Source organism: Streptomyces sp. NPDC001700 (assembly GCF_053596435.1).
On sequence record NZ_JBSFGE010000034.1, the window covers coordinates 21,776 to 45,040 of the forward strand.

Genomic DNA, 23,265 nt, shown 5'->3' on the forward strand with positions numbered 1-23,265 from the left:
AAGGGTTACGGCCCAAGGGCTACCGCCCGAGGGTTACGGCAGCGGGGGGTCCTCCGGGTCGCGGTACATCGGACCGCGGCCCGACAGGACCTCCCCGTACGCCTGCATCAGATCCGGCAGCCGCAGCGTCGCCAGGTCGTCCCGGGTCGGTATGCCCGTCCACCCGGACAGCCGCAGATCCCGGTACGCGCAGCTCTTCTCGTACAGGGTGCGCAGGAAGCGCCCGTTCCCCAGCTCGTCGATCCAGCCCTGCTCGACCACGTGTCCGCTGATGCTGCGCAGCTCCTCCAGGGACTCCTCGTCCCACACATCACCGTTCTCCGCGGCCAGCACCTCACCTATGCGGGTGAGTTCGAGCGGACGGTAGCTGGGGAAGTCGACGCGGGTGGTGAAGCGGGAGCCGAGGCCGGGGTTGGCGGCGAGGAGGCGGTCCATACCCTCGGGGTAGCCCGCGAGTATGACGACCAGCCGGTCGCGGTTGTCCTCGGCGCGCTTGAGCAGCACTTGAAGCGCCTCGTCGCCGTACGCGTCGCCCTTGCTGTAGCCGGAGTTGGACAGGCTGTAGGCCTCGTCGACGAAGAGGACCCCGCCGAGCGCCGAGTCGATCAGCTCGTTGGCCTTGACCGCGGTCTGCCCGAGGTATTCGCCGACCAGATCGGCGCGCCCGGCCTCGACCAGATGGTCGCCGCCGAGCAGCCCGAGCGCGTAGAAGACCCGGCCGAGGATGCGGGCGACGGTGGTCTTGCCGGTGCCGGAGGGGCCGGAGAAGACGAAGTGCCGCTTCGGCGGCTGGACCGGCAGCCCCTGCCCGGCGCGCAGCCGGGCCATGTGCAGCTGCGCGGACAGCGCCCGCACCTGCCGCTTCACCGGCTCCAGGCCGACCATGCGCTCCAGCTCCTGCAGCGCGCTCTCCAGCAGGGCGGGGTCGGAGGGCCCGGGCTGGGCGGGCTGGCCGCCCCGGTCGCGGGTGTCGCCGCCGGTCACGGGGGTGGCCAGGAGCGGCGGGCCGTCGGGGCCGTCGCCGCCGGTGCGCAGATCGCGCCCGTCGGCCGGGTCTCCGGCGGTCGACAGGGTGTCGGCGGGGTCGGAGATGGTGCCGTCCGTGGCGTCCTGACTGCTGACCCCGGGCAGCGTCACGGTCGCGAGGTCGGCGGTCTCGTCCAGACCGTCCGACTCGGCTATCGCGGCCAGCCGCGCCGAGGTGTCCATGAAGGTGGGGTCGATGCGGTGCACCGCGCGGTAGAGGGGGAGGGCCGCGGCGCTGCGGCCGGTGCCCTCATGGGCGCGGGCGAGCCAGTAGCGCAGCTCCTTGCGCTGGGGCTGTTCGCTGCGGCAACGCATCAGGGCGGCGGCGAGCAGCGGTTCCGCCTGGCCGTACATCTCCAGCCGGACCCGGGCCATGCCGCCGAAGAGTCCGGCCTCGATGCCGAGGAAGGGGTCGTCCAGGAGGGGTTCGGTGTGGCGGACCAGCTGCTCCCAGTCCTTGACCAGATACGCGCGGCAGGCGTGCAGGAAGCGGGCCTGCGGATCGGCCTCCACGGGCGGACAGCCCGCCAGCGCCCGGTCCAGCTCGGGGACATGGCGGCCGTCGAGCCAGTGCGAGGCGTGGGCCAGCAGCAGGTCACGGCTGGTCTCCAGCACGGGCTGGACCCACCAGCCCAGCCAGTACCAGGAGTTGAGGGTGCGGCGGTGGCGGGTGCGCTGCTCGCCGAAGCGATCGCGGTGCCGGTACATGCGTAACAGCGCCGTCGCCGTGTCGGCGCGCAGCGCGTGCAGGCCGAGCCATGCGTCGGCCATGCCCGGATCGTGTCGCACCGCGGCCCGGAACTCCTCCTCGGCCTGTGCGTAGGCGCCCATCGTGTAGGCGTCCACGGCACGCAGCCAGGCGAGATCGGCCGGGGTCTGCGAACCCTGCGTGCCGAAATCCATCACGTCCCCCACAACCCCTGCCCCCGTGGATGCCGCCGGGGCGGCTGCCCTTTTCGCATCGTACCTGCGCAGGCCGCACCGGCCGAGGGTGCCGCACTGTTGTTCGTCGCAATCGCACAAGGCTTGGCAGGCGTGCGCGGGGGCGTGTAAGGGGCGCACACGGCCGGAGGGGGTGAATCACCGAGAGTGACGGCGCGATGCCGTACGGCAGCCGGAATACGGTGTCGAACCGGCCGCAGACAGGACGAAGCCCCCGATCACGGGGGAACAACCGGGGGCTTCGCGTACTGGGGCGACTCGTACGAGTCGCGCATTCAGAACGTAAGACCTGTATGGGCCCCAGGTCAAGCCGAGTTGGGGCGTGTGTGGCAGGTCGGACGCCGGGCGTGGCCGACCCGCTTTCACCCGGTCACGCTGGGTGACGCCCGGGGGTGCTCCGGGTGGTCACGGCGGGCCCCGTGAGCATCGCGTACCCCTCTTTTCGCCGCGCTATCAGGGTTTCCGCATGGGGGCGCGACGGGTCGGCGGCGAAATGCGCGCGCTCAGCTGGTTGCCAGCCGTCCCAGAATGTGGACAGTTCGGGGCCGTCGCGCAGCCTTCCGCGCCGCCAGGCGTCCCGGTCGGGCAGCTCCATCCACACCAGATGGGCCAGCTGCGGCCGCACCGCCCGGCGCCCGGCGCCCACGCCTTCGAGGAGGATGACTGGTGCGGGGTCCAGTCGCCGCCGGGTGGCCGCGAAGCGGCGCTCGACCCAGTCATACGGGGCGTATCGGGCGGTGGTGCCGTGGCTCAGCGGGGTCAGGATGTGCTCCTGCAACCGCCCGGCCCATCCGAACGGCTCCTCGTGCGTGGCGAGGTCGTCCGTATGGACGACAGGCGCGCCGCCCAGCGCCTCCGCCAGCCGCGCGGCGAACGTGGTCTTCCCGGAGCCCGCGTGCCCGTCGACGGCGACGAGCCGCACCGGTCCGCAGGACGGCGGCAGGCCGCACAGCCGCCGCGCGAACGCGCGCAGCGTCTCGGTGGGGCGGTCGGCGGTCTCCATGGGGGGCCACTGTACGGCTACCCGGGAGTATTCACTCCATTGGTCCACACCAATATTGGTCTGCGGGCGGGAGGGGAAGCACTGGCCTGACACCACTCGCAGCGGCCATAGTTGTGCGACTGTCGCGCATCCGCCGCTGGACGACGACTGGGGGAGCCCCGTATGACCAGTTCCGGATTCACGCCCCGCCGCTCCGTGCTCGCAGCCGCCATCGGCGTCGCGGGCGCGGCCGCCGTACAGATGACATCCGCCGCGGCTGCCCCCGGGCCCGCCCGCCCGAACCCGGTAGCCGCCTCGGCGGCCTCCGCGGCGAAGAAGGCGACCACCGAGTACCACGGCTGGACCAGCCACACCGACTGGCTGGCCGGAGCCGCCAAGGGCGTCCGCGCCGAGGCCGGAGCCCGCCCCGGCATCGTGATCTCCCGCCCGGCCGGGACCACCGACTACACCGACCCGCACACCGGCACCAAGGCCGCCTGGGAGTACGCCACCTGGACCTCCCCGGTACGCAAGCTCACCGTCCCCGCGACCGAGGCCATCGTCTCCTGGAACGCCCGCACCCCGGCGGGCACCTGGATCCAGGCCGAGCTGAAGGGCACGTACTCCGATGGCACCGCGACCCCCTGGTACGTGATGGGCCGCTGGGCCTCCGGCGACGGCGCGAACTCCATCCGGCGCACCTCCGTGGACGACCAGAGCGACGACAAGACCTCGGTGTGGACCGACACCCTCGCCGTCGACGACCCGGCGAGCGGCCTGCGGCTGACGGCGTACCAGCTGCGCCTGACCCTCTACCGCAAGCCCGGCACCACCCGCACCCCCACCGTGTGGCGGGTCGGCGCGATGGGCTCGGACGTCCCCGACCGCTTCGAGGTGCCCGCCTCGAAGCCTGGTCTGCCCAAGGGGCGCGAACTCGCCGTACCGCGCTACTCGCAGGAGATCCACAAGGGCCAGTACCCGGAGTACGACAACGGCGGCGAGGCCTGGTGCAGCCCCACCTCCTCGCAGATGATCATCGAGTTCTGGGGTCGCAAGCCCACCCCCGAGGACCTGGCCTGGGTCAACCCCGACTACGCCGACCCCCAGGTCTGCCACGCGGCCCGGGCCACCTTCGACTACCAGTACAACGGCTGCGGCAACTGGCCCTTCAACGCCGCCTACGCCGCCACCTACCGCGACCTCCAGGCCGTGGTCACCCGGCTGGGCTCCCTGACCGACCTGGAGAAGCTGATCGCCGTGGGCATCCCGGTGATCACCTCGCAGTCCTTCCTCAAGGAGGAGCTGACCGGCGCGGGCTACGGCACCGCGGGCCACCTGATGACCGTCATCGGCTTCACCGCCACCGGCGACATCATCGCCAACGACCCGGCCTCCCCGGACAACCCGTCCGTCCGCCGGGTCTACCAGCGCAGGCAATGGGAAAATATCTGGCTGCGCACCAAGCGCTACAACGCCCAGGGCAAGGTCGTCTCCGGCACCGGCGGGGTCTGCTACCTCTACTTCCCGGCCAAGCCGACAGCCCGCCAGCAGCGCGCGCTCGCGGAGCTGGGCATCCGCTAAATCCGCTGAGCGTGGATCTCGGTGAAGGGCAGGAGGAGCGCGGCGGTGCGTGGTGGGTCCTCCAGGATGGGGGTGTGTCCGGACCCGGGCAGATACTCGACTGCCGCGCCGGGAACGGCGCGGTAGTCGGCCGCGGATGAGGGTCGCCATCTGCGGTCCTGGTCGCCGAAGATCACCTGTAGCGGCTTGCCGAGGGGCATCAGCCGGTCCGGGAGCGCGCGCTGGTTCAGATAGGCGATGGACGCCTGCATCGCGGCGGTGATCGCGCGGAATGTCATGCCGCGCAATTCGTCGACGAGTTCTTGGGGGACCTGGTAGCCCACGCGGAATCCGGTGCTCGCGAACTCGCGGATCTGCTCGTCGGTCGGTGGCCACCGCGCGGGGTCGAACGGGAGGGGCCCCGGTGCGATGAAGGCGTCCATGCTGGGGCCGGTGTTGATGAGCGCGAGCGCGGTCACCAGGTCGGGGCGGTGCTCGGCGAGGGCGGTGGCGGCATAGCCACCGCTGGAGTGGCCGACGACCAGGGCGTGTTCGACGCCGAGCCGGTCCAGTGCCGTGCCGATCCTGCGTCCCTGTTCGGGGATCGCGTAGTCGCCGTCGACCGGTTCGGCCGAGCGGCCGTGCCCCGGCAGGTCGATACGGATGACGCGATGGAGCGTGGTCAGAAGCGGAACCAGCGCGTCCCATGACCGGCTCGAGGTGGCGGAGCCATGGATGAGCAGGAGCACGGGGGCGTCGCGAGGGCCGTCCTGGCGGACGTAGAGGTCGCCGTGTTCCAGGCAGAGGATCGGTCTGTTGGGAGGAGTCATGAGTGCACTGTCGCCGCCGGTGCGCGTCGGCGGCTTGGACAAATGTTCCCTCCCTGGCCCGCTTAGCATGGGGTGATGGGGTCCACCACGAGTGAACGTGACGATCCTGCCGCGTGGGACGTCGCACGTCCGCGGCGGCCCAGCCGGGTGGCTGGTGTCGACATGGCCGGGTTCCGGGTTCCGGGCCCGCTCGCCGGTGGCCTGCGGATGGTTCCGCACCCGGCCGTCATGCTGATCCTTGAGTTCGGGACGAGCCCCTACTCCGTGGACGATGGCGCTGGGCTCCGGCGTGGCGGAAGCCTCGTCGCCGGGCCCGGATTCGGCTCCGGAGGCGGGGTCCGGGCGTGGGGCGAACAGGTCGAGTGCGTGCAGGTGCGGCTGTCCCCGGTGGTCGCGGGCGCGGTTCTGGGGGCCGGTCCGGCCGATCTGGGCGGTTCCGTGGTGTCCCTCGAAGACCTGTGGGGCAGGGAGGCGTCCCGGATCCGCGAGCGACTGGGCGAAATCCCCTCGTGGGAGGCCCGCTTCGCCTTCACGGAGACGCTGCTCGCCCGCCGACTCGAGTCAGGGTCGCCGGTGGACCCGGCGGTGGCCTGGGCCTGGAACCGCATCGTCGTCGGCAGGGGTCTCGTCCGGGTCGACCACCTGGCGGCCGAACTCGGATGGAGCCGCAAGCGTCTGTGGTCCCGGTTCCAGTCGCACATCGGCATTCCACCGAAGAGTGCCGCGAAGCTGGTCCGCTTCGACCACGCCGTGCACCGTCTGGTCGCGGGTGAGGCCGCAGCCCACGTCGCGGCGGACAGCGGCTACTGCGACCAGTCCCATCTGCATCGGGACGTCATGGCGTTCACCGGTACGACCCCGGCGACCGTGCTGGACGAGCCCTTCCTGACGGTTGACGACCGCGCATGGCCGACCCGGGGACCGTCGACCCCTCGCCATACGGCGCACGGGGGACTGCCGCCGGGCCCGTAGCGGTGGACAACGCGAACCCAGTGGCCGGACGGCTGCGGCGGGCGGGATCACATGTCGCGGTAGCGCTTCGCCGCCGCCAGTGCGGCGCGCATCGTGTTCGCGGTGGCGGGGCGGCCCGGGCCCGGGTCTGCTCCTCGTACCGTCGTGGCCAGGCTGTGGCCCTCGCTGAAGTAGGGGTCGCTGTAGGCGGCCGTGTCGCGCTGGAAGCGCCAGCCTTCGGCGAGCGGGCCGGTGTCGAGCGCGTCGTAGCCGATCGAGTCCAGGAAGGCGGTGACGGTCTGCTTCGCCGCCGCGTCGTCGCCCGCGAGGGCGAGCACCGACCGTGCGGGGTCGCCGCTGGGGCGGGCGAGGTTGCCCAGGTGCGCGTAGAAGATGTTGTTCATCGTCTTGACGATGCGCGAGGCGGGCAGGTGGGCCTGGAGCAGCTCGCTGGTCGTGGTGGTCTCGGCGTCCAGCTCGGCGATGCGGCCGTCCCGCTCGGGGTAGTAGTTGTTGGTGTCGATGACGACCTTGCCGCGCAGCGCGGCGGCCGGGACCGTGCGGTAGGCGTGCAGGGGGATGGTCACCACGGTGATGTCCCCGGCCTGTGCGGCCTCGGCGGGGGTGGCGGCGCGGGCCTGTGGGCCAAGCTCGGCGACCAGGCCGGAGAGGGTCTCGGGGCCTCGGCGGTTGCTCAGGACGACCTCGTGGCCTGCGGCGACCGCGAGCCGGGCGACGGTGCTGCCGATCAGCCCGCTGCCGATCAGTCCGATCGTGCTCATGTGGCGGTGTTCCTTACGTTCCATCGTGGCGGTACGGGGTTCGGCGGCTCGGGCTCAGGTCAGCCGCAGCGTGTAGCCGATCTGCTCGGCGAGGCCCAACTCCTGGCACATGAACCACATATCGGTGATCTTGCCCTCGTCGTTGAAGCGCAGCACCGTGATCTCGTCCCACTCGACGCGCTGGCCGGTGGCCGGGGCACCGGCGAAGGTGCCGGAGTGCAGCGCGGTCATGTGGAACGCCATCATCACGGTGTCGCCGGAGGCCACCACGTCCCGCGCCTGCGAGGTCTTGTCGCTGAGGCCCCGGGACAGCTTCTTCCAGCCGGACTCCAGCCACTCGATGAAGTTGCCGCTGCGGGGGATGTCGTCACCGGTGGCCGCGTAGAGGTCGGCGAAACCGGCCCGGGTGATCGGGGCGTCGGGGGTGACCAGGGAGCGCATCAGGTCCCAGTCGAGGCGGGGCATGGCGTCTTCGAGCAGCTTCCTGGCGGTGGCGATGTTGCGCTCGCCGGTGATGTCGTTCATGTCTCCAGTCTCGGCGGGAGAAGCGAGCGCTCGGCCCCTGAACCTGGCCCAGCCGGTCCCATGCTCAGCTGGTCCACCCGCGCGCATAGGCTGCAAGCCACATCAGCGGTCAGGGGGCGGCAGAGCATGCGGATCGAGCGTCATCAGGTGGGCGGGGCGGCGGTTTCGGCGGTACGCGACGACTTCGCGAACCGGATCGGAGGTCAGGTCCGGTCCCTGTCGAAGGCCGGTCGGATAGCCACGTACGAGTGGCGGCTGCTCGCGGAGGAGTTTCACGCGTACCTGGGCGCGCTGTCGGTCGAGTGGCCCGACCTCGCCACCCCGGAGGCCAAGGCGGTCCTCAAGGACGCGACCGAGGCCGCGGTCGGCGCCGTCGCGTACGCGGCGTACCACCCGCACGTTCCGTTTGGGGTCACGCTCGACTACGTGAACTTCGGGATGAGCTACCAGCCCGGAGCCGAGGAGGACCCCGGAGACCAGGTCACCCCGCACGAATGGATCGACGCGTTCTGCCTCGCGATCGTGTCCGGCAAGGCCACGCGGCATGGCGAGGCGTTCCACTTCGCCCGGGAGAAGTTCAGCGAGTACGGGGTGGGCAGCGGCACCGTTGAGCTGGTCACCGGCTTCATGGCCCATGTCCTCGGAGACATCGGAGATGACGGCGAACTTGGTGCGATCGACGGGGCGTTGGCCCGGGTCCGGGCCCGGGCGGAGGGGGACAGCGCGCTCCGTCACCCGCACACCGTGGCGCTCCAGACCCTCCGCGCACTGGCCGCCGGAGACCAGGACGCATTCGACACCGGCCTGACCGACCTGCTGCTCCCCCTCGCCGCGCGGCACGGACCGGCTGCCGGGCCGAGCAGTCTCCTCCCGCTGCTGCCGATCGCCCTGGCCGCGCTCGGGTACCGGGGGCGGGGCTGGGTTCCGGCGGTCGAGACCGACTACCTGCCGCGCGCCCTGGTCACCGGGTTCGAGACCTCCGGCCCGCGCGTCGGCGGCCTGGGCCGCGACCGCCGCGCGGACGCGGTCGCCGCTCTGGCCGACGGCGCCGTGGTCATCGACCGGCCGGTTCATCCCCAGACCCTGCATCCGGAGAGCGAGGCCCGCTTCGAGCAGTACACCCGGAAGGCATTCACCGAGACGGATGGCCGGCGCCCCGCCGTATGGCGGCTCGCCCGTGCGATGGGCGACCAGGAGATCCTTTTCAAGGCGCGCGCCTCGCTGTCCGCCGATGTGACGGACGTCCAGCTGGCGAACCTGCGCCTGGCGTCCCAGCTGGGGGCGGCCCTGTTCCGCGTAGCGCTCGCCGAGCCCGGTACGGAGGCCGTGGTGACGATCGCGGATCGTACGGTGGCCTACCCGGCCACCCGGGACGACCACATGAGCCCCGGCCACTGGCACACCGCCACCAACTTCGCGCTGATCACCGGCGTACGCGAGGATCTCGCACCGCTGGTGCTCACCGGTCCGCGATACGCCCGCGAGGACGGCTCGGCGTTCACCGCGTACCGCGAGGCCCTGCACGACTACCTGAGGGGTGAGGATCCCCTCCCGGCGACGGAACGCGCCCTGGAGGAGGCGGAGCGGGCCAGGGGCTGGGGGTTCTTCCCGCCGCCCGCCGTGCTGTTCTCCCAGCTCGTCGAGGGCGATGAGGAGAGCTTCAACCTGGCCCTCGCCGACGCCCTCGAAGCCCACCGCGACCACTACCAGGTCGCCGACCGCGCGGACGACACGGACGCGGCGATCAACCTCGACATCCTGGCCCTGACCTGCCACGCCCGCCGCCGGGGCCGGACGATCCGGGTCGAGTCCCCCTACGTGCCTCCGCGACTGCTCCGGGCGGCCGTACCCTTCGAGGGGCTGACCAGGCTCTGACCGGGCGCTGACCAGGGCCCGCCAGCTGTCACGACCAGGCGCCGAGCGCCCACATGATCAGCCCCCACCCGCCCACCATCACGACGGCGGCGATGGCCAGCCACAGGAACACGCCCCACGGCCACACCACCGGGTCGGGCTCCTTCGGCGGCTCCACGGGGCAGCACTTCGAGCAGTGAGGGTCGTCGGCCACCCCCGCAGCATGGCGCGGTGCGCTCCGTGAACACCCCTCGGCGGCGTGGTCTCCACCCGGACGGGCGACGCGTCGAGGGCCCGCGCGATTTCGCGCGGGCGTGGCTATCCTCGGAGCGTGGGGAGCCGGTGGAAAGGCCATGTCACGCGCCATCCGCTCTGGGGCGCCGTCGAGTTGACGCTCGCCTGGCATGTGGTGCTGGTGTTGTTCGCCGAGGTGATTCTGCCTCCGCTGGCTCCGTCGTGGTTTCCCGACCTCGGTGCCACCCTGGTCAACGCGGTCTGCTTCGCGGGTGTGTGGTGCGTGCTGTGGCGATGGGGGTGGCTGCGGGCGTCGGGGGTGGGGACGCTGGGGCGGGTGGGGCGCTGGTGGCTGGGCGTGCCGATGCTGCTCGTCGCGGGTTCGTACGCCGTCGCGGGCCTCGACGGCAGCGCGGGCGTGATCGTCAGCTCGCTGGTGTCGCTGCTGTGGGTGGGCGTCAACGAGGAGGCCTGCAGCCGGGGCCTGGTGCAGCAGGTGCTCACCCCGCTCGGCGCGATGCGCGCGGCGGTGGCGGTCGGCGTGCTGTTCGGCCTGGGCCACATCCAGAACTACCTGTTCTTCGGCGCCGCGTTGGACGACAGCCTGTGGCAGATGCTGTCCGCCGGGCTCTTCGGCTTCGTCTGCGCCGGGCTGCGCTACGCGATCGGCTCGGTCTGGCCCCTGGTGGTCATCCACGGCCTGGACGACTTCTTCCAGATCCGCTCGCCGGGTTCGGCACCGGACTGGTGGGAGGCGGCCGTGTACGTCTTCTACGTCGCGTACGGGGTGTGGCTGCTGCGGCGGTACGGCGCCGGAGACGGGGCCTAGAGCGCGGCCGGTCCCGCGGCGGGCTGAGCACAATGCATCTTTAACGGCATTACAGAAGGGCTCGGATTTCCTTTTCTTGATCTTCTCCTAGTTCCATTTCCAGTGCTTCACGCCAGCATGCGCGGGCCCTATCTGTCTGCCCCAGTTTCTCCAACGCCTGACCCAGTACGCTCAATATCGTGCCCCGGCGCAACCGGTCGCCGACGGAGCGCATAGACAGCGCCTGCTCGGCATGAATGGCGGCTTCCGCCGGATGGCCCGACGCAAGGTACACATCGGCCAGTCGGGCATGTGTGGAACCTTCCCAGAGACGTTGCCGGTTATCTCGGAAAATGCCGAGTGCCTGCAGTAACTCGTTCAGTGCCTCAGTGTGACGTTCTGCCTGGTGCAGCGCGATCCCTAAGGCGTACTGAGCATTCGCGACTCGCCATACACTCCCCAGGTTCCTGTAGAGGTCGACGCTCTGTGTGGCGAGTTCGATCGCCCTGTCAGCGCGATCTGTGGCCGCATGTACGCGGGAGAGGTTGGATAGAGCGCTGGCTACTCCGGAGAGATTATTGTCGGCGCGGAAGCCGTGAAGTGCCTCGCGGAAGTACACTCCAGCATCTTCGTGCTGCTGCTGATAGATCGCGATGATGCCGCGTGCATTTGCGGCGTGGCAGGTGACGAGCAAGTCTCCTGCCTTGGCCGCGAGGGCACTGGAGCGACGGGCTTCGTCGTAGGCTTGTTGCTGTCCTCTGGCGTGAGGAAACATACTTGCAAGCGCCAGGTACGCTCGGCCTTGCGTTCCCGTGTCTCCGGCCGTGTGGGCGGATTTCTTTACGGATTGGGCTGCTGCCACGTATTCGGATGAATGTGCGCCGGACTCGGCCAGATCTTTCGTGACCAGGAGAAGATCTGCTGCGCGGCGTATGGTGCTCTTGTCGCAGGATTTGACGGCTTGCTGGGCGCAGGTGAGTAGGCATTCGGCCTCTGCGAAGAGCCAGTCCAGCGCTGTGGTGGCATCTGGGAAGTCCTGCCCGGGGTGCTCAGTGGATGCCAGGTGGGCGACGAGCCGGTCTGCTGGCCGTTCCATGGCGTAGACGCGTGCTGCCGAGGCCAAGTAGAAGTCGAGCAGACGCGATACCGCTGCCGCCCGGGCTTCTTCGCCTTCGTCCCGGTCGGCGCAGGCGTGGCCGTAGAGTCGTACGAGGTCGTGATAGCGGTAGCGGCCAGACACGGTCGAATCCAGCAGACTGGTATCCACGAGTGTTTCGAGCAGGCGTTCGGTCTCCCTTATGCCCATGTCGAGTGTGGCCGCTGCTGCGGGCAGGGAGATGTCCGGGCCGTAGGCGAGCGACAGAAGCCGGAAGGCACGTGCCTGGGCTGGTTCCAACTGTGCGTATCCGAATTCGAAACTCGTCTGGACCGCGAGGTCTCCGGCTCGCAGTTCTTGCAGGCGGTGCTGGGCGTCGGCCAAGCGGCCGTTAAGCATGGCGACAGTCCAGCCGGGACGGCTTGCCAGGCGGGCGGCGGCGATGCGGATGGCCAAGGGCAGGTAGCCGCAGGCGGCAACGGCTTCGCGGCAGGAATCCGGCTCTGCGGCAGCCCGTCCGTTGCCGATGATGCGGGTGAACAGAGCCAGGGCTTCTGACGGGTCCATGATGTTCAGGTCGGCCAAGTGGACGCCGTCGAGGCCGACCATGGAGGTGCGGCTGGTGATCAGCGTGGCGCAGTCGGGAGCGCCGGGCAGCAGCGGGCGTACCTGTTCCGTGTCGTGGGCGTTGTCCAGCAGGACCAGGACGCGTCGGTCGGCCAGGGTGGAGCGGTACAGCGCTGCCCGCTCATGCAACCCCTTTGGGAGGTCCGCAGGCGGGGTTCCCAAGGCGCGCAGGAACATGCCTAATACGGCCGTGGGATCGGCTGGCCGGGAACTTTGGCCCAGGAGATCCACGAACAGTTGCCCGTCGGGGAAGTGATCCCGGACGGAGTGGGCAACGTGTACGGCCAAGGCGGTCTTGCCTACCCCGCCCAGTCCTCGTACCGCGGAGACTGCCATCACCGTGCCCTGGGCGTTCAGCAGCCGCTCCCGCAAGGTATTCACGGCGGCGATGCGGCCGGTGAAGTCAGCCGATCCCGCCGGGAGCTGGGCCGGGCGCGGTATGGCCGCGTGTGCGGGTTCCGCGACGGACTGGTGCCCGTGAGGGCGGTCGGTGAGGGTGGGATCGGCGCACAGGATGCGCTGGTGCAACTGTGCGAGTTCCGCGCCTGGGGCCACACCAAGCTCGTCGGCGAGCAGGCGGCGGGTGTCGGTGTAGACGCCCAGCGCTTCTGCCTGCCGACTACTGCGGTAGAGCGCCAGCATCAGCATGACGCGTAACCGCTCCCGCATCGGGTGCTCGGCCGTGAGCGCGGTCAGCTCCGAGACCATCTCCGCGTGCATGCCCAATTCCAAGTCGAGCTGAAGACGGGCCTCCAGCAGAGCGAGGCGCCACTCCTCCAGACGACTGCGCTGGGCATGCGCGTATGGGCCGGGAACCCCGGCCAGCGGTTGCCCGTCCCACAGTACGAGCGCCATGTGTAGCAGTCTCCGCGCCTCAGCCAGATCCCCTTCTGCCCGGGCGCGCTTCGCTTGCGCCTCGTACCCCCCGCACACCTCCAGGTCCAGCGCCTCCGGCGCCACTCGGAGCGCGTATCCCCGCGCTTCCGAAACCAGCACGCCAGGCCCCAGCTTCCGACGCATCCGGAAGACGTAGGTGCGTAATGCGGCGATCGCTTCAGGCGGCGGCGCTTCTCCCCACACCGCGTCAACCAACTCGTCTGCGGTGGCAGTACGTCCCTGTCGCAGCAGCAGAACGCACAGCACGGCCTGCGCTTGCGGACTGAAGGCCGCGAGTGTCTGCTCACCACGCCAGATACGAACTGGACCCAGCACGGCGAACCGCGATGCCGTGGCCGCGGCGTCGTGCGGCTTGTCTGGCTTCCCGGTGACACTGGCCTTCCCCGACGGCAGCCGCCCATTGGCGACGGGGACATCAGATGCGGCGGTTACGTCCGTCGCCAATCGGCGGCGTGGAGGGAGGGTAAAGCCAAGCTGTTCCAGGTGCAGTCCGAACATTTCTTCCAGTACCCGCTGACTCGATGGTCCCGGGCACGGCGGGTCAGGCTGACGCCACCGGTGAAACTGCCGCGCTGTCACGCGTTCGGGCTCTCCGAGGCTGCCCGCGACCTTGGCGTACACCCTGAGAAACACCTCTGGTCGACCCCACTGACGCTCCTCGCACAGCTGCCTGAAGACCGCTTGCCCCACTCGTGCCTCGCCTTCGTGCTCCGTTCGCAACGGATGCCCGATGACCGTAGTCCCCGAGCAGGAGCGGCCCCAGTGGGCAACCAGCCAAAAGTCCGAACTTGGGTCCGATCGCGCGGGACTCCCCGCCCTGCCGGGCAGCTCGCCAGGTGCCAGTGCGTGACGGTGGCGACGGGTTCAGATGGGCCACCCTCAAGCTGTGGAAGCACCGGGCTTCGAGCTGTACGGTTTCGCCGGCGGCGACTCCTCTCCAGACCAGCCGTCCAGGCCCGGTTACCGTACTGCTGGGCCCCAACAGGGCAGGCAAGTCCACGCTGATGGCGCTGGTTGCCTCTCAGCTCAAGCCCCTGAGCGGAACAGTCAGATGGAAGGACCACAGCTCCGCAAGCCGCAAGGATCTGAAGGTTCGCGAGCAGGTTGCCTACGCCGGCTGACTCAAGGGGAGGCTGCTGGAGCGGTCGTGCAGGTCCGCTGCCCCGTGGTCAGCGGGGCGTTACGGTGGATCAACGAGGGCCTCCTGGGCGTCGGCGGTAGATGTCGCAATCCACACCGAAACCAGAGGCCCTCGCCTCGTTCAAGCACCACTCACAGCGCGTCGCCCGTCACCAACGTGCCCGGACAGCACACCTAGGGGGTGTCGCCGAGGTACGTCTCTATGTGCTCGGTGACGGCGGCTTCGACGTCGGCGGGGGTGCCGGAGCGCAGCGCGTCGAGCAGGGCGCGGTGTTGCCGGGGGATCTCGTCCAGGGTGGGGTGGCCGGGCGCGTCGCGGACGAAGTAGGCCAGCACGCGGGGCTGGATGATGCGCCAGATCCGCAGCGTCTGGGTGTGTCCGGTGGCTTCGATGACGGCCTCGTGGAACGCGAGGTCGAGGGCTGCGAGGCGTTCCGCGGCCCCGGAATCCGGCGCGCTCGCCGCGGCCTCGGACATCTCGTCGACCAGCCGCTCCAGGCGTTCGAGCAGTTCGGGCGAGCGGTCGCGGGCGGCGTCGGCGAACGCGACCCGTTCGATCGTCAGGCGGATGGGCACCAGGACCTCGCGCACCTCGCGCTGCGACACCCCGACCACCGAGGCTCCACGGTAGGGGTGGGAGACGACGAGCCCCTCCTGCTCCAGGACCATGATCGCCTCGCGGACCGGGCCTCGGCTCACGCCGGAGCGCGCCGAGATGTCCCGCTCGACCAGGCGGTCGCCGGGCCCCAGTTCGCCCGTGGCGATGGCCTGCCGGAGCCAGTTCAGGATCCAGTCCCGTCGCGACATGGGCGGCGCTGAGCCCGGACTCGACTGCGTCACGTGATTCCCGTCCCACCGAATAAGGCTCGCGATAAGGCCCGCACCTTGCGGATTCGTACGAGACACCCTAACGCAGCCGCCCCTCTGGCAGATGGTTGACCATCTGCCATCCATCGACCTAGTGTCCGAGCCATGAAGATCCGTGACATCCGCGCCACCGGCCTCCGGGGCGCGACCCCCGCGGGCGGGTGGCAGGAAGAGCTGAGCCCCGATGACGTCGTCCACACCCTGGTCGCGGTGCACACGGAGGACGGACTGGTCGGCGTGGGAAGCGTGTTCACCAGCGAGGCCCTGGTGCGCGGCGCGCTGGAGGTGCTGCGGCCGCTGGTGATCGGCGAGAACGCCGCCGAGCCCGAGCGCGTGGCGGAGCGGCTGCACCGGGCCACGTTCTGGCTGGGCCGCGGCGGCTCGGTGACCCACACGATCAGCGGCATCGACACGGCCCTGTGGGATCTGCTGGGCCAGATCACCGGCCAGCCCGTCGGGCGCCTGCTCGGTGGGCGGTACCGGGACCGGGTCCGTCCGTACGCGTCGCTGCTCATGGACCAGCCCGACGTCCTGGCCGAGCGGCTGCGCGAACTGGCGCGGCGCGGCTGGACCGCCTTCAAGATCGGCTGGGGTCCCTTCGGGCGGGTCAACGAGGCCCTGGACGAGCGCATCGTGGCCGCCGCCCGGGAAGCCGTCGGCCCCGACGCCCTGCTCATGGTGGACGCGGGCGGCAGCGACAGCGCCTGGTCAGGCGGCTACAAGTGGGCGCTGCGCACCGCGCACATGCTCCACCGCTACGACGTCGCCTGGTTCGAGGAGCCGCTCGGCCCCGACGCCCTGGAGGACTTCGTCCATCTGCGCCGCGAGGCACCGGTCGCCATCTCCGGTGGGGAGGTGCCCACCCGGCGGCAGAGCTTCCACCCCTGGCTGGAGGCGGGGGCCTGGGACATCGTCCAGCCCGATGTGACCAAGGTCGGCGGGCTGAGCGAACAGCGCCGCATCGGGTGGGCCGCGCAGGACCACGGCGTACGGCTGATCCCGCACGGCTGGAACACGGCCATCGGGCTGGCCGCAGACCTCCAGCTGGCGTCCGCGCTGCCGGACACCGACCTCGTCGAGTACGTCACCGGCTCCCCGTACGTCGACCACCTCACCGCCCGGCCCTGGGAACTGGACGCGGACGGAATGCTCCCCATCCCCGACAGCCCCGGACTGGGCGTGCGCCTCGCCCCCGAAGCGCTGGCCCGCTACACCGACGCCGACACCCTGCTGAAGCCCGGACGGCCGACGTGACGTACGACAACGCGCACGACATCGCCTTGGTCACCGGCGCGGCATCGGGCATCGGGCGGGCCATCGCGCTCCTGCAGGCGTCGGCGGGCCGCTCCGTCGCCCTGGTCGACCGGGACGAGACCGGCCTGCGGAAGGCCGCCGACGAGGCGAGGGCGCTCGGGGCCGCCGAGGTGGCGGCCATCCCGGCCGACGTCGGGTCCGAATCCGCCGTCACCGAGGGCTTCCGGCACTGCCGTGAGGTGCTGGGCGTCCCCACGCGGGTGGTCGCGGGCGCGGGCATCGAGATATCGGTGAAGGCCCATGAGACCGGGCTCGCGGACTGGGAGCGGGTGATCGGCACCAATCTCACCGGCACGTTCCTCACCTGCCGCGAGGCCATCAGACTGCTGCTGGAGCACGAGCTGACGGGCTCCCTGGTCTGCGTCTCGTCCCCGTCCGCCGTCATCGGGTTCGGGGGAGGGGCGAACAGCGCCTACGGAAGCTCCAAGGGCGGTATCTCGGCGCTCGTCAGGGCCCTCGCCATCGACTACGCGGCCGTGGGCATCCGCGTCAACGGCGTCATCCCGGGCGCCACGGCGACCCCGCTGCTCGACGTCGTATCACCGGACGCCGAGGGGCCCGACACCATCGCCGCCCGCGCGAAGCGGCAGATTCCGCTCGGCCGACTCGCCCGCCCGGAAGAGATCGCCGAAGCGGTCGACTGGCTGCTTAGCCCCCGGGCCAGCTATGTGACGGGCAGCCACCTCCACGTCGACGGCGGTCTGACGGCCCGCAGCGCGAACGACTTCTGACCCCCTGCGCGGCGGCCCGCACCTCCTGCGCGGCGTCGCCGTGGAGCGCCACCCGGACCAGGGCCGCCGCGAGCCGGGGTACGTCCTCGCCGCCTTCTCGCTCATCTCAAAGCCCACCTCCTTCCGGTTCACTCCGCAGGATCTTCCAGATGCGGGTGGCCACCTGGAGGTTGAGCCTGCTGTCCACGTCCGTCAGATCGCAGCCGCTGATCTCGCGGATCCGCTGCAGCCGGTAGCGCAGCGTGGAGCGGTGGATGACCAGGACGGCGGCCGTCGCGCTGTAGTTGCCGCCTCGGTCGAAGTACGCGGTCAGGGTCTCGACCAGGGCCGTCCGGTGCAGCGCGTCGTAGTCCAGCAGCGGGCCCAGCCACTCCCGTACGAACTGCTCGACCTCCCGCTGATCCTCTCCGGTGCGCAGAATGCGGTACAGGCCCAGATCGTCGAAGAAGGTGATGCCGTACGCGCTGTGCGAGCCCTGCCGTACCTCCAGCGCGCGCAGCGCCTCCTGGTACGAACGGGGTACGTCATGCGGGCTGTCGCAGCGACCGCCGACGCCGACCGCCCCGGCCGGGGAGCCCAGCTCCCGGCTGAGCGCCGTGTGCAGCGCGCGCTCGGCCGGACGGCCCCGCGCCACCAGCACCGCCGTACCGGAGCGGCGGGTCGGCAGCACTCGCAGCCCCAGCCCCGAGGCCGCCCGGCCGACGGCGCGCAGGAACCCGTCGTCCGCCGGTCCGTCCGCCCAGCGCACCGCGACGACATGGTGCGGACCGTGCAGATCGTGGCCGACCGCCTCGGCGCGGGCGTAGGCGCTGGTGTCGTCCGCGCCCGTGAGCAGGTCGTCCACCAGCTCGCGCCGCAGCCGCAGCTCCAGTTCGGCCAGCTCGCGCAGGTGCGCCAGCTCCAGGGCGAGCGCGGACGCGGCGTGGTCCAGGGCGCGTACGGCCCGTTCGTCGGCCCGGCCCTCGGGGTCCACCAGGCACAGCGCGCCCAGCAGCTCGCCGCGCGGCGCGGCGACCGCGACCAGCCGGTCCCGCACCCGGGCCGGGCGGGACCGGCGGGCGGCGTCGCGCAGCAGCTCCTCGCGCTGCGCCGGATCGGGCTTGGGGTACGGATCGGGGCGCCCGGGCCCCGCCCAGGCGCGCAGATTGCCGAACCGGTCCTCGACCACGGCGGGCAGCCCGGTGACGCGGTGCAGCGCACGGGCGATCCCCGCCTCGCCGTCGCCACGGGCGGCGGCCCGGGCGAGCGCGTCGTGCACCGCGCGCAGATGTCCCAGGTCGGAGAGGGAGTGGTCGAGCCGCCGCCGGATCGCTTCCCGCTCGCCCCGGGCCCGGCGCAGCTCGGCGGCCTGGGCGCGCTCCCGGCGGTGGGCGGCGGCGATGGACAGCGCCGCGGAGGTCTGGTGCACCAGGAGGGACAGCAGGAACCGCTCGTCCTCGCCCGGCCGGTCCCGGGAACTGACCACCAGCGCGCCGCGCAGCCCATCGGGTTCGTACGGCCCATCCGGCGCCCGCAGTCCGTCAGGCGCCCGCAGTCCGTCCAGCTCACGCAGCCCATCCGGCTCGCGCAGCCCGTCCGGCTCGCGCAGGGCGAACGCCCACCCCCAGGCCCGCCGGGGAAAGCGCACCGGCCCGTCCCGGCCCGCCAGCGCCCTGACCTGCGCGTCCAGGGCGGCCGTGGCCCGGAAGCCGTCGTCCGGGCAGCGCACCAGACCGTCGCCGAGCAGCAGATAGCCCGCTTCGGCGCGGCCCGGCCCCACCGCGCTGACCTGGGCCATCGCCCGGCGCAGGATCTCCGTCTCGTCCCGGCTGTCGAACATGGTCAGACAGCGCAGCATCAGCTCATCGGCGACACCAGAGGGGGCCATGCGCACCGGAGTACCCCTATCCCGGCGAATCACCGCAAGAGGGCGAATTCAGGGCCGTAATTTCGACCCCGGGGACGCAGGCGCACCCTCGTCCCGCCTTGTCACCCTGACGGCATGGGCCTCGGTCTCGCCAGTGGTCCGGCCACTGGCGAGGACGCGACCATCCGGCCGCCCGCTACGGCAAGTACGGCAAGGAGGGTGACGCCATGGCCATCGAGCCCGACCCCCATCTGTCCATGGTGCGCCCGGTCGCCCCGCACACCCCGCAGGGGTGCGAGGAGTGCCTGCGCCTGGGGTCGCCCTGGGTGCATCTGCGGCTCTGCCTGACCTGCGGACATGTCGGCTGCTGCGACTCCTCGCCGCTCAAGCACGCCCGCGCCCATGCCGCCGTGGCGAGCCATCCCATCGTCGAGCCCCTGGAGACGGACGAGGAATGGCGGTGGTGCTACGTCCACGAGGCCCTGGTCTGACCTGCCGACAACCATCACCACGGAGGTGAAGGACGATGAGCATGCCCGTCCGACGACACCGGGGCGCAGGCCCCCTCGAACGCCCCCGGGGCTGGAGCCGCAACCCGCTGGCGGAATTCGACGAACTGCTCAGCCAGATGGGCGGACTCCTCGAATCCACCGTCGGCGCCGCCCCGCCCGCCCTCACCGCATGGGCGCCCGCCGCCGATGTCACCGAGGCCGACGACGCCTACCGGGTCGAAGTCGACCTCCCCGGCGTCCGGCGTGCCGACGTGGACGTGGAGGTGAGCGGCCAGGAGCTGACCGTCTCCGGCGAGATCGGGGAACGTGAGCGCGAGGGCGTGCTGCGCCGGAGCACCCGTCGCACCGGGCGCTTCGAGTACCGGATGCTGCTGCCCGCCGAGGTCAACACCGAGGCCGTCAAGGCCGGGATGACCGACGGTGTGCTGACCATCACCGTCCCGAAGGCGGAGGCCGTGAAGCCCCGTCATGTCGAGATCACCGAGAGCGGGGAGGTCGGGGGCAGGGCGCAGGCCCAGCAGCCGCCCGGCGGGACGCGGATGACCGACGAGACCACCGAAACCCGGAGCACCCAGGCCGCCCAGGGAGCCCAAGGCACCCAAGGGATGCGGGACACCCAAGGAATGCGGGACACCCAAGGGACCCAACGAGCCCAAGAGGCTCAACAGTCCACTCGGGAGGCCCAAGGCACTCAAGAGGCCCAGGAGTTCCAGGAGTCCCGAGAGGCCCAGGAGGCCCGCGAGTCCCGAGAGGCCGATGAGACCCGCCCCTCCTGGGGCTTCCGCGGCCGCAACCGCTGAACCCGAGAGAAACCCCCTCCACGGCGGCGCTCCATCCGGGGCGCCGCCGCCCGATGCCCGGCTTCTCCCGGCTTCTCCCCTCTCCGCGGGTACATCCGGATGGTCAATGTCCATTTTTCCTTTCCTCAGCCAACGGTTGATCAGTAATCTCGCCTCAGCAGCGGGTTGCCCTGCCGCTCTTCGTCGTGCTCCACTGCCCCGAGGACGCGGACGACCCCGAGGGCGGCCCCGGAAGCCGGAAGAGGGCGAAGGAAGTGCAGGACGTAAAAGCTGCCTGGCGGCCGGCGGGCATCAACGCCACAGACGAGGACGAACCAGCCCGAGGCGGCGTCCCCCCGGCGAGGCGTGCGATATGACCTCCACGCCGGGCGGGCCGAGACGTCGGGGCGGCGCCGGAGACGCCGAGGCGGAGAGCGAGAGGCTGCGGCGGTTCGCGGCGATCTGGAGCCGCGCCGTCCACCCGATGGCGGCCACCACCATGACCCTTGACGAGTTCCAGGGCTATCTGCTGCCGCTCGCCCACCGGCTGAGCGAGGCCCTGCAGACCGTCCCCTTCGACACCGCCGACGCCTACGAGGTGGGCGCCGCGCTCGTCGACGCCCAGTGCGCCGAGCCCGAGGCGCTGCCCGCGATCCTCGGCATCATCGACGCGTATCTGGTGCTCTACTCCCCGCCGGACCGGCCGATGAGCGACGAGGACCTACGGGCCCGCTGCGCCCGGCTGCAGCACGCGCTCGCCGCCGGTTTCGTACGGGAGCTGCGCGAGCGTGAGCGCGATGAGCGCAAGGCCGTCTCCCGCGCCGCGCTGACCGCGCGCATCGAGGCCGAGAAGGCGCTGCACGCGAGCGAGGCCAAGTTCCAGGCCGTGTTCGAGGGCGCGGTGATCGGCGTGGGGATCGCCGGGCTCGATGGCGAAGTCCTCGTCGTCAACGACGCGATGGCCAGGATGTTCGGCGGCTCCGACTTCTTCCGCCCCGGCCGTAACGTCACCGAGTTCGTCCACCCCGACGACACCCCCGGCGTCCACGAGCTGTACCGCGAGCTGGTGCGGGGCGACCGCGACCACTTCCGCGTCGAGAAGCCGCACTACCGCGACGACGGCAGCGTGCTGTGGACCAACCTCACCGTCACCCTGCTCCGCGACTCCGGCGGCGCGCCCCAGTATCAGCTCGCGCTCGCCGAGGACATCACCGAGCACCGGCTGCTGCGCGAGCGGCTGCGCTACGAGGCCACCCATGACGAGCTGACCGGGCTGCCCAACCGCACCCTGTTCCTGGAACGCCTCGACCAGGCGCTCGCCGCCGAGGCCGACGCCCAGCGCTTCGGCGTCTGCTACCTGGACCTCGACGGCTTCAAGGCCGTCAACGACAGCCTCGGGCACGTGGCGGGGGACCGGATGCTGCGGGCCGTCGCCGAGCGGCTCCAGGGCTGTGTGACCTCCCCGCACGAACTCGTCGCCCGGGTCGGCGGCGATGAGTTCCTGGCGCTGGTCACCGGTCCCGCCGCGCAGGCGGACGGCACCGCGATGGCCCGCCGGATGCTCGCCGCGCTCGCCGACCCCGTCCAGGTCGAGGGCCGCGAGCTGCGGGTACGGGCCAGCATCGGCGTCGTCGACGGGCGGGCCGGGGAGATCTGCCGGGCCGAGGTGCTGCGCAGCGCCGACATCACCATGTACCGGGCCAAGGCCGCGGGCGGCAACCGCTACGAACTGGCCGACGCCGACTCCAACGCCCGGGTGATCGCCCGTCACAGCCTCAGCAACGGGCTGCCGTCGGCCCTGGAGAACGGCGAGTTCTTCATCGAGTATCAGCCGCTGGTACGGCTCACCGACGGCACCGTACGCGGCGCCGAGGCGCTGGTGCGCTGGCTCCACCCGGTGCACGGGGTGCTCGGCCCCGACCAGTTCATCCCGCTCGCCGAGGACACCGGCCTCATCGTGCCGCTCGGCCGCTGGGTGCTGGAGCAGGCCGCCCGGCAGGCCCGCGACTGGCAGGACGCCGCCGAGTGCGACGCCGAGCGGCTGCGGGTCAACGTCAACCTGTCGCCCTGCCAGCTGAGCCACCCCACGCTGGTCTCCGACACGGTGGCGGTCCTGGAGAACGCCGGGCTGTGCCCGAGCGCCCTGTGCCTGGAGGTCACCGAGAACGACCTCATCGGCGCCGACGAGAACGCCCTGCGGCCGCTGCGGCAACTCGCCGACCTGGGCGTGGACATCGCCCTGGACGACTTCGGCACCGGGTACTCCAACCTCTCGTACCTGCGCCGCCTGCCGGTCAGCACCCTCAAGCTGGACCGCTCCTTCACCCGGGGCATGCAGCGCGCCCCGGCCGACCCCGTCGACGTCAAGATCGTGGAGGGTATCGTCTCGCTGGCCCACACCCTCGACCTGGCGGTCACGGTGGAGGGCGTCGAGACGGCGGTGCAGGCCGAGCACCTGCGGATGCTGGGCTGCGACACCGCCCAGGGCTGGTACTACGCCCGCCCCGGCCCCCCGGAGCGGCTGCACACCCTGGCACTGGCCGACGCCAGCTGAACGCCCGAAGGGCGGGCCGGTAGCTCCGGCCCGCCCATGGGCGCTACTGCTATGCGTCCAGCAGCCTGGAGCGGATCAGGAAGCGGACGCCCTCCGGCGCCTCCAGCGAGAATCCGCTGCCGCGCCCCGGCACCACGTCCACCGTCAGATGGGTATGCCGCCACCGCTCGAACTGCGAGGCGGACATCCAGAAGCCCACCGGCTCCTCGACCCCGTCCACCTCCAGCTCGCCGAGCAGCACATCGGACGCGCCCGTACGGAACTCGCCGCGCGGGAAGCACATGGGCGCGCTGCCGTCGCAGCAGCCGCCCGACTGATGGAACATCAGCGGTCCGTGGTCCGCCCGCAGCCGCCGGATCAGCTCGGCCGCGGCCTCCGTCAGGGCGATACGCGAGACCTCCGCCATGG

General features: G+C 71.2%; 20 protein-coding genes. 10 read left to right on the forward strand and 10 right to left on the reverse strand.

Annotation, left to right across the window (positions count from 1 at the left end):
• Positions 1 to 33: 33 nt before the first annotated feature.
• Positions 34 to 1,929 carry an AAA family ATPase gene (locus tag ACWC5C_RS37845; protein ID WP_450883161.1) on the reverse strand — a complete coding sequence of 632 codons (1,896 nt, stop codon included), beginning with the start codon at positions 1,927 to 1,929 and terminating at the stop codon, positions 34 to 36.
• 409 nt (positions 1,930 to 2,338) lie between these two features.
• Positions 2,339 to 2,971: a uridine kinase family protein gene (locus ACWC5C_RS37850; protein ID WP_450883163.1), complete on the reverse strand. Its 633-nt coding sequence runs from the start codon at positions 2,969 to 2,971 to the stop codon at positions 2,339 to 2,341.
• Between the two features lie 162 nt (positions 2,972 to 3,133).
• On the opposite strand from ACWC5C_RS37850, the gene ACWC5C_RS37855 reads away from it, so the two are divergent.
• The gene (locus ACWC5C_RS37855; RefSeq protein WP_450883165.1) at positions 3,134 to 4,531 is read left to right on the forward strand and encodes a peptidase C39 family protein; all 1,398 of its coding nucleotides are present in this window, start codon (positions 3,134 to 3,136) and stop codon (positions 4,529 to 4,531) included.
• Here ACWC5C_RS37855 and ACWC5C_RS37860 read toward each other — a convergent pair.
• A complete protein-coding gene (locus ACWC5C_RS37860) occupies positions 4,528 to 5,340 on the reverse strand; it encodes an alpha/beta fold hydrolase (protein WP_450883167.1) in 813 nt (270 codons plus the stop codon). The two genes, ACWC5C_RS37855 and ACWC5C_RS37860, sit on opposite strands and share 4 nt — an antisense overlap.
• A 162-nt stretch (positions 5,341 to 5,502) precedes the next feature.
• Between ACWC5C_RS37860 and ACWC5C_RS37865 the strand changes: the two genes are divergently transcribed.
• Positions 5,503 to 6,312, forward strand: coding sequence for a helix-turn-helix domain-containing protein (locus ACWC5C_RS37865; protein ID WP_450883278.1), 810 nt, complete (start codon positions 5,503 to 5,505; stop codon positions 6,310 to 6,312).
• Positions 6,313 to 6,359: 47 nt separating this feature from the next.
• Here the strand turns inward: ACWC5C_RS37865 and ACWC5C_RS37870 are convergent, their stop codons facing one another.
• Together ACWC5C_RS37870 and ACWC5C_RS37875 are read right to left on the reverse strand one after the other, a co-directional pair.
• Positions 6,360 to 7,073: an NADPH-dependent F420 reductase gene (locus tag ACWC5C_RS37870; protein WP_450883169.1), complete on the reverse strand. Its 714-nt coding sequence runs from the start codon at positions 7,071 to 7,073 to the stop codon at positions 6,360 to 6,362.
• 54 nt (positions 7,074 to 7,127) lie between these two features.
• Positions 7,128 to 7,598, reverse strand: coding sequence for an ester cyclase (locus tag ACWC5C_RS37875; protein ID WP_450883171.1), 471 nt, complete (start codon positions 7,596 to 7,598; stop codon positions 7,128 to 7,130).
• Positions 7,599 to 7,724: 126 nt separating this feature from the next.
• On the opposite strand from ACWC5C_RS37875, the gene ACWC5C_RS37880 reads away from it, so the two are divergent.
• Entirely contained in the window at positions 7,725 to 9,473 is a 1,749-nt protein-coding gene (locus tag ACWC5C_RS37880; protein ID WP_450883173.1) for an Imm49 family immunity protein, read from the forward strand.
• 28 nt (positions 9,474 to 9,501) lie between these two features.
• Here ACWC5C_RS37880 and ACWC5C_RS37885 read toward each other — a convergent pair whose 3' ends face one another.
• Positions 9,502 to 9,666 (reverse strand): hypothetical protein, encoded by a 165-nt coding sequence (locus ACWC5C_RS37885; RefSeq protein ID WP_450883174.1) that lies wholly within the window; start codon positions 9,664 to 9,666, stop codon positions 9,502 to 9,504.
• Between the two features lie 117 nt (positions 9,667 to 9,783).
• Here ACWC5C_RS37885 and ACWC5C_RS37890 point away from each other — a divergent pair, with 117 nt between their 5' ends.
• Positions 9,784 to 10,515, forward strand: coding sequence for a CPBP family intramembrane glutamic endopeptidase (locus tag ACWC5C_RS37890; RefSeq protein ID WP_450883176.1), 732 nt, complete (start codon positions 9,784 to 9,786; stop codon positions 10,513 to 10,515).
• 49 nt (positions 10,516 to 10,564) lie between these two features.
• On the opposite strand, the gene ACWC5C_RS37895 is transcribed toward ACWC5C_RS37890, so the two are convergent.
• Positions 10,565 to 13,612 (reverse strand): BTAD domain-containing putative transcriptional regulator, encoded by a 3,048-nt coding sequence (locus tag ACWC5C_RS37895; protein WP_450883280.1) that lies wholly within the window; start codon positions 13,610 to 13,612, stop codon positions 10,565 to 10,567.
• A 506-nt stretch (positions 13,613 to 14,118) separates the two neighbouring features.
• Between ACWC5C_RS37895 and ACWC5C_RS37900 the strand changes: the two genes are divergently transcribed.
• Positions 14,119 to 14,235 (forward strand): hypothetical protein, encoded by a 117-nt coding sequence (locus ACWC5C_RS37900; RefSeq protein WP_450883178.1) that lies wholly within the window; start codon positions 14,119 to 14,121, stop codon positions 14,233 to 14,235.
• Positions 14,236 to 14,428: 193 nt separating this feature from the next.
• Here the strand turns inward: ACWC5C_RS37900 and ACWC5C_RS37905 are convergent, their stop codons facing one another.
• Positions 14,429 to 15,061 (reverse strand): GntR family transcriptional regulator, encoded by a 633-nt coding sequence (locus ACWC5C_RS37905; protein ID WP_450883180.1) that lies wholly within the window; start codon positions 15,059 to 15,061, stop codon positions 14,429 to 14,431.
• A gap of 165 nt (positions 15,062 to 15,226) precedes the next feature.
• On the opposite strand from ACWC5C_RS37905, the gene ACWC5C_RS37910 reads away from it, so the two are divergent.
• Together ACWC5C_RS37910 and ACWC5C_RS37915 are read left to right on the forward strand one after the other, a co-directional pair.
• Positions 15,227 to 16,375 (forward strand): mandelate racemase/muconate lactonizing enzyme family protein, encoded by a 1,149-nt coding sequence (locus tag ACWC5C_RS37910; RefSeq protein ID WP_450883182.1) that lies wholly within the window; start codon positions 15,227 to 15,229, stop codon positions 16,373 to 16,375.
• Positions 16,372 to 17,166: an SDR family NAD(P)-dependent oxidoreductase gene (locus tag ACWC5C_RS37915; RefSeq protein ID WP_450883184.1), complete on the forward strand. Its 795-nt coding sequence runs from the start codon at positions 16,372 to 16,374 to the stop codon at positions 17,164 to 17,166. Before ACWC5C_RS37910 ends, ACWC5C_RS37915 begins: the two co-directional genes overlap by 4 nt.
• Before the next feature lie 106 nt (positions 17,167 to 17,272).
• Here ACWC5C_RS37915 and ACWC5C_RS37920 read toward each other — a convergent pair whose 3' ends face one another.
• On the reverse strand, positions 17,273 to 19,033 hold the full coding sequence (locus ACWC5C_RS37920) for a PucR family transcriptional regulator (RefSeq protein ID WP_450883186.1): 1,761 nt from the start codon (positions 19,031 to 19,033) through the stop codon (positions 17,273 to 17,275).
• 206 nt (positions 19,034 to 19,239) lie between these two features.
• On the opposite strand from ACWC5C_RS37920, the gene ACWC5C_RS37925 reads away from it, so the two are divergent.
• The 3 genes from ACWC5C_RS37925 to ACWC5C_RS37935 all read left to right on the forward strand — a co-directional run bounded on the left by ACWC5C_RS37925 (position 19,240) and on the right by ACWC5C_RS37935 (position 22,857).
• A complete protein-coding gene (locus tag ACWC5C_RS37925; RefSeq protein WP_385436765.1) occupies positions 19,240 to 19,503 on the forward strand; it encodes a UBP-type zinc finger domain-containing protein in 264 nt (87 codons plus the stop codon).
• A 41-nt stretch (positions 19,504 to 19,544) separates the two neighbouring features.
• Positions 19,545 to 20,324 carry an Hsp20 family protein gene (locus tag ACWC5C_RS37930; protein WP_450883188.1) on the forward strand — a complete coding sequence of 260 codons (780 nt, stop codon included), beginning with the start codon at positions 19,545 to 19,547 and terminating at the stop codon, positions 20,322 to 20,324.
• 352 nt (positions 20,325 to 20,676) lie between these two features.
• The gene (locus ACWC5C_RS37935; RefSeq protein WP_450883190.1) at positions 20,677 to 22,857 is read left to right on the forward strand and encodes a putative bifunctional diguanylate cyclase/phosphodiesterase; all 2,181 of its coding nucleotides are present in this window, start codon (positions 20,677 to 20,679) and stop codon (positions 22,855 to 22,857) included.
• A 49-nt stretch (positions 22,858 to 22,906) separates the two neighbouring features.
• Here ACWC5C_RS37935 and ACWC5C_RS37940 read toward each other — a convergent pair whose 3' ends face one another.
• A complete protein-coding gene (locus ACWC5C_RS37940; RefSeq protein WP_450883192.1) occupies positions 22,907 to 23,263 on the reverse strand; it encodes a DUF779 domain-containing protein in 357 nt (118 codons plus the stop codon).
• Positions 23,264 to 23,265 lie beyond the last annotated feature (2 nt).

Coding starts and splice junctions, on each gene's coding strand:
- ACWC5C_RS37845 (WP_450883161.1), bottom strand. CDS start 1,929: ATGGATTTCGGCACGCAGGGTTCGCAGACCCCGGCCGATCTCGCCTGG.
- ACWC5C_RS37850 (WP_450883163.1), bottom strand. CDS start 2,971: ATGGAGACCGCCGACCGCCCCACCGAGACGCTGCGCGCGTTCGCGCGG.
- ACWC5C_RS37855 (WP_450883165.1), top strand. CDS start 3,134: ATGACCAGTTCCGGATTCACGCCCCGCCGCTCCGTGCTCGCAGCCGCC.
- ACWC5C_RS37860 (WP_450883167.1), bottom strand. CDS start 5,340: ATGACTCCTCCCAACAGACCGATCCTCTGCCTGGAACACGGCGACCTC.
- ACWC5C_RS37865 (WP_450883278.1), top strand. CDS start 5,503: ATGGCCGGGTTCCGGGTTCCGGGCCCGCTCGCCGGTGGCCTGCGGATG.
- ACWC5C_RS37870 (WP_450883169.1), bottom strand. CDS start 7,073: ATGAGCACGATCGGACTGATCGGCAGCGGGCTGATCGGCAGCACCGTC.
- ACWC5C_RS37875 (WP_450883171.1), bottom strand. CDS start 7,598: ATGAACGACATCACCGGCGAGCGCAACATCGCCACCGCCAGGAAGCTG.
- ACWC5C_RS37880 (WP_450883173.1), top strand. CDS start 7,725: ATGCGGATCGAGCGTCATCAGGTGGGCGGGGCGGCGGTTTCGGCGGTA.
- ACWC5C_RS37895 (WP_450883280.1), bottom strand. CDS start 13,612: ATGTTCGGACTGCACCTGGAACAGCTTGGCTTTACCCTCCCTCCACGC.
- ACWC5C_RS37900 (WP_450883178.1), top strand. CDS start 14,119: ATGGCGCTGGTTGCCTCTCAGCTCAAGCCCCTGAGCGGAACAGTCAGA.
- ACWC5C_RS37905 (WP_450883180.1), bottom strand. CDS start 15,061: ATGTCGCGACGGGACTGGATCCTGAACTGGCTCCGGCAGGCCATCGCC.
- ACWC5C_RS37910 (WP_450883182.1), top strand. CDS start 15,227: ATGAAGATCCGTGACATCCGCGCCACCGGCCTCCGGGGCGCGACCCCC.
- ACWC5C_RS37920 (WP_450883186.1), bottom strand. CDS start 19,033: ATGGCCCCCTCTGGTGTCGCCGATGAGCTGATGCTGCGCTGTCTGACC.
- ACWC5C_RS37925 (WP_385436765.1), top strand. CDS start 19,240: ATGGCCATCGAGCCCGACCCCCATCTGTCCATGGTGCGCCCGGTCGCC.
- ACWC5C_RS37930 (WP_450883188.1), top strand. CDS start 19,545: ATGCCCGTCCGACGACACCGGGGCGCAGGCCCCCTCGAACGCCCCCGG.
- ACWC5C_RS37935 (WP_450883190.1), top strand. CDS start 20,677: ATGACCTCCACGCCGGGCGGGCCGAGACGTCGGGGCGGCGCCGGAGAC.
- ACWC5C_RS37940 (WP_450883192.1), bottom strand. CDS start 23,263: ATGGCGGAGGTCTCGCGTATCGCCCTGACGGAGGCCGCGGCCGAGCTG.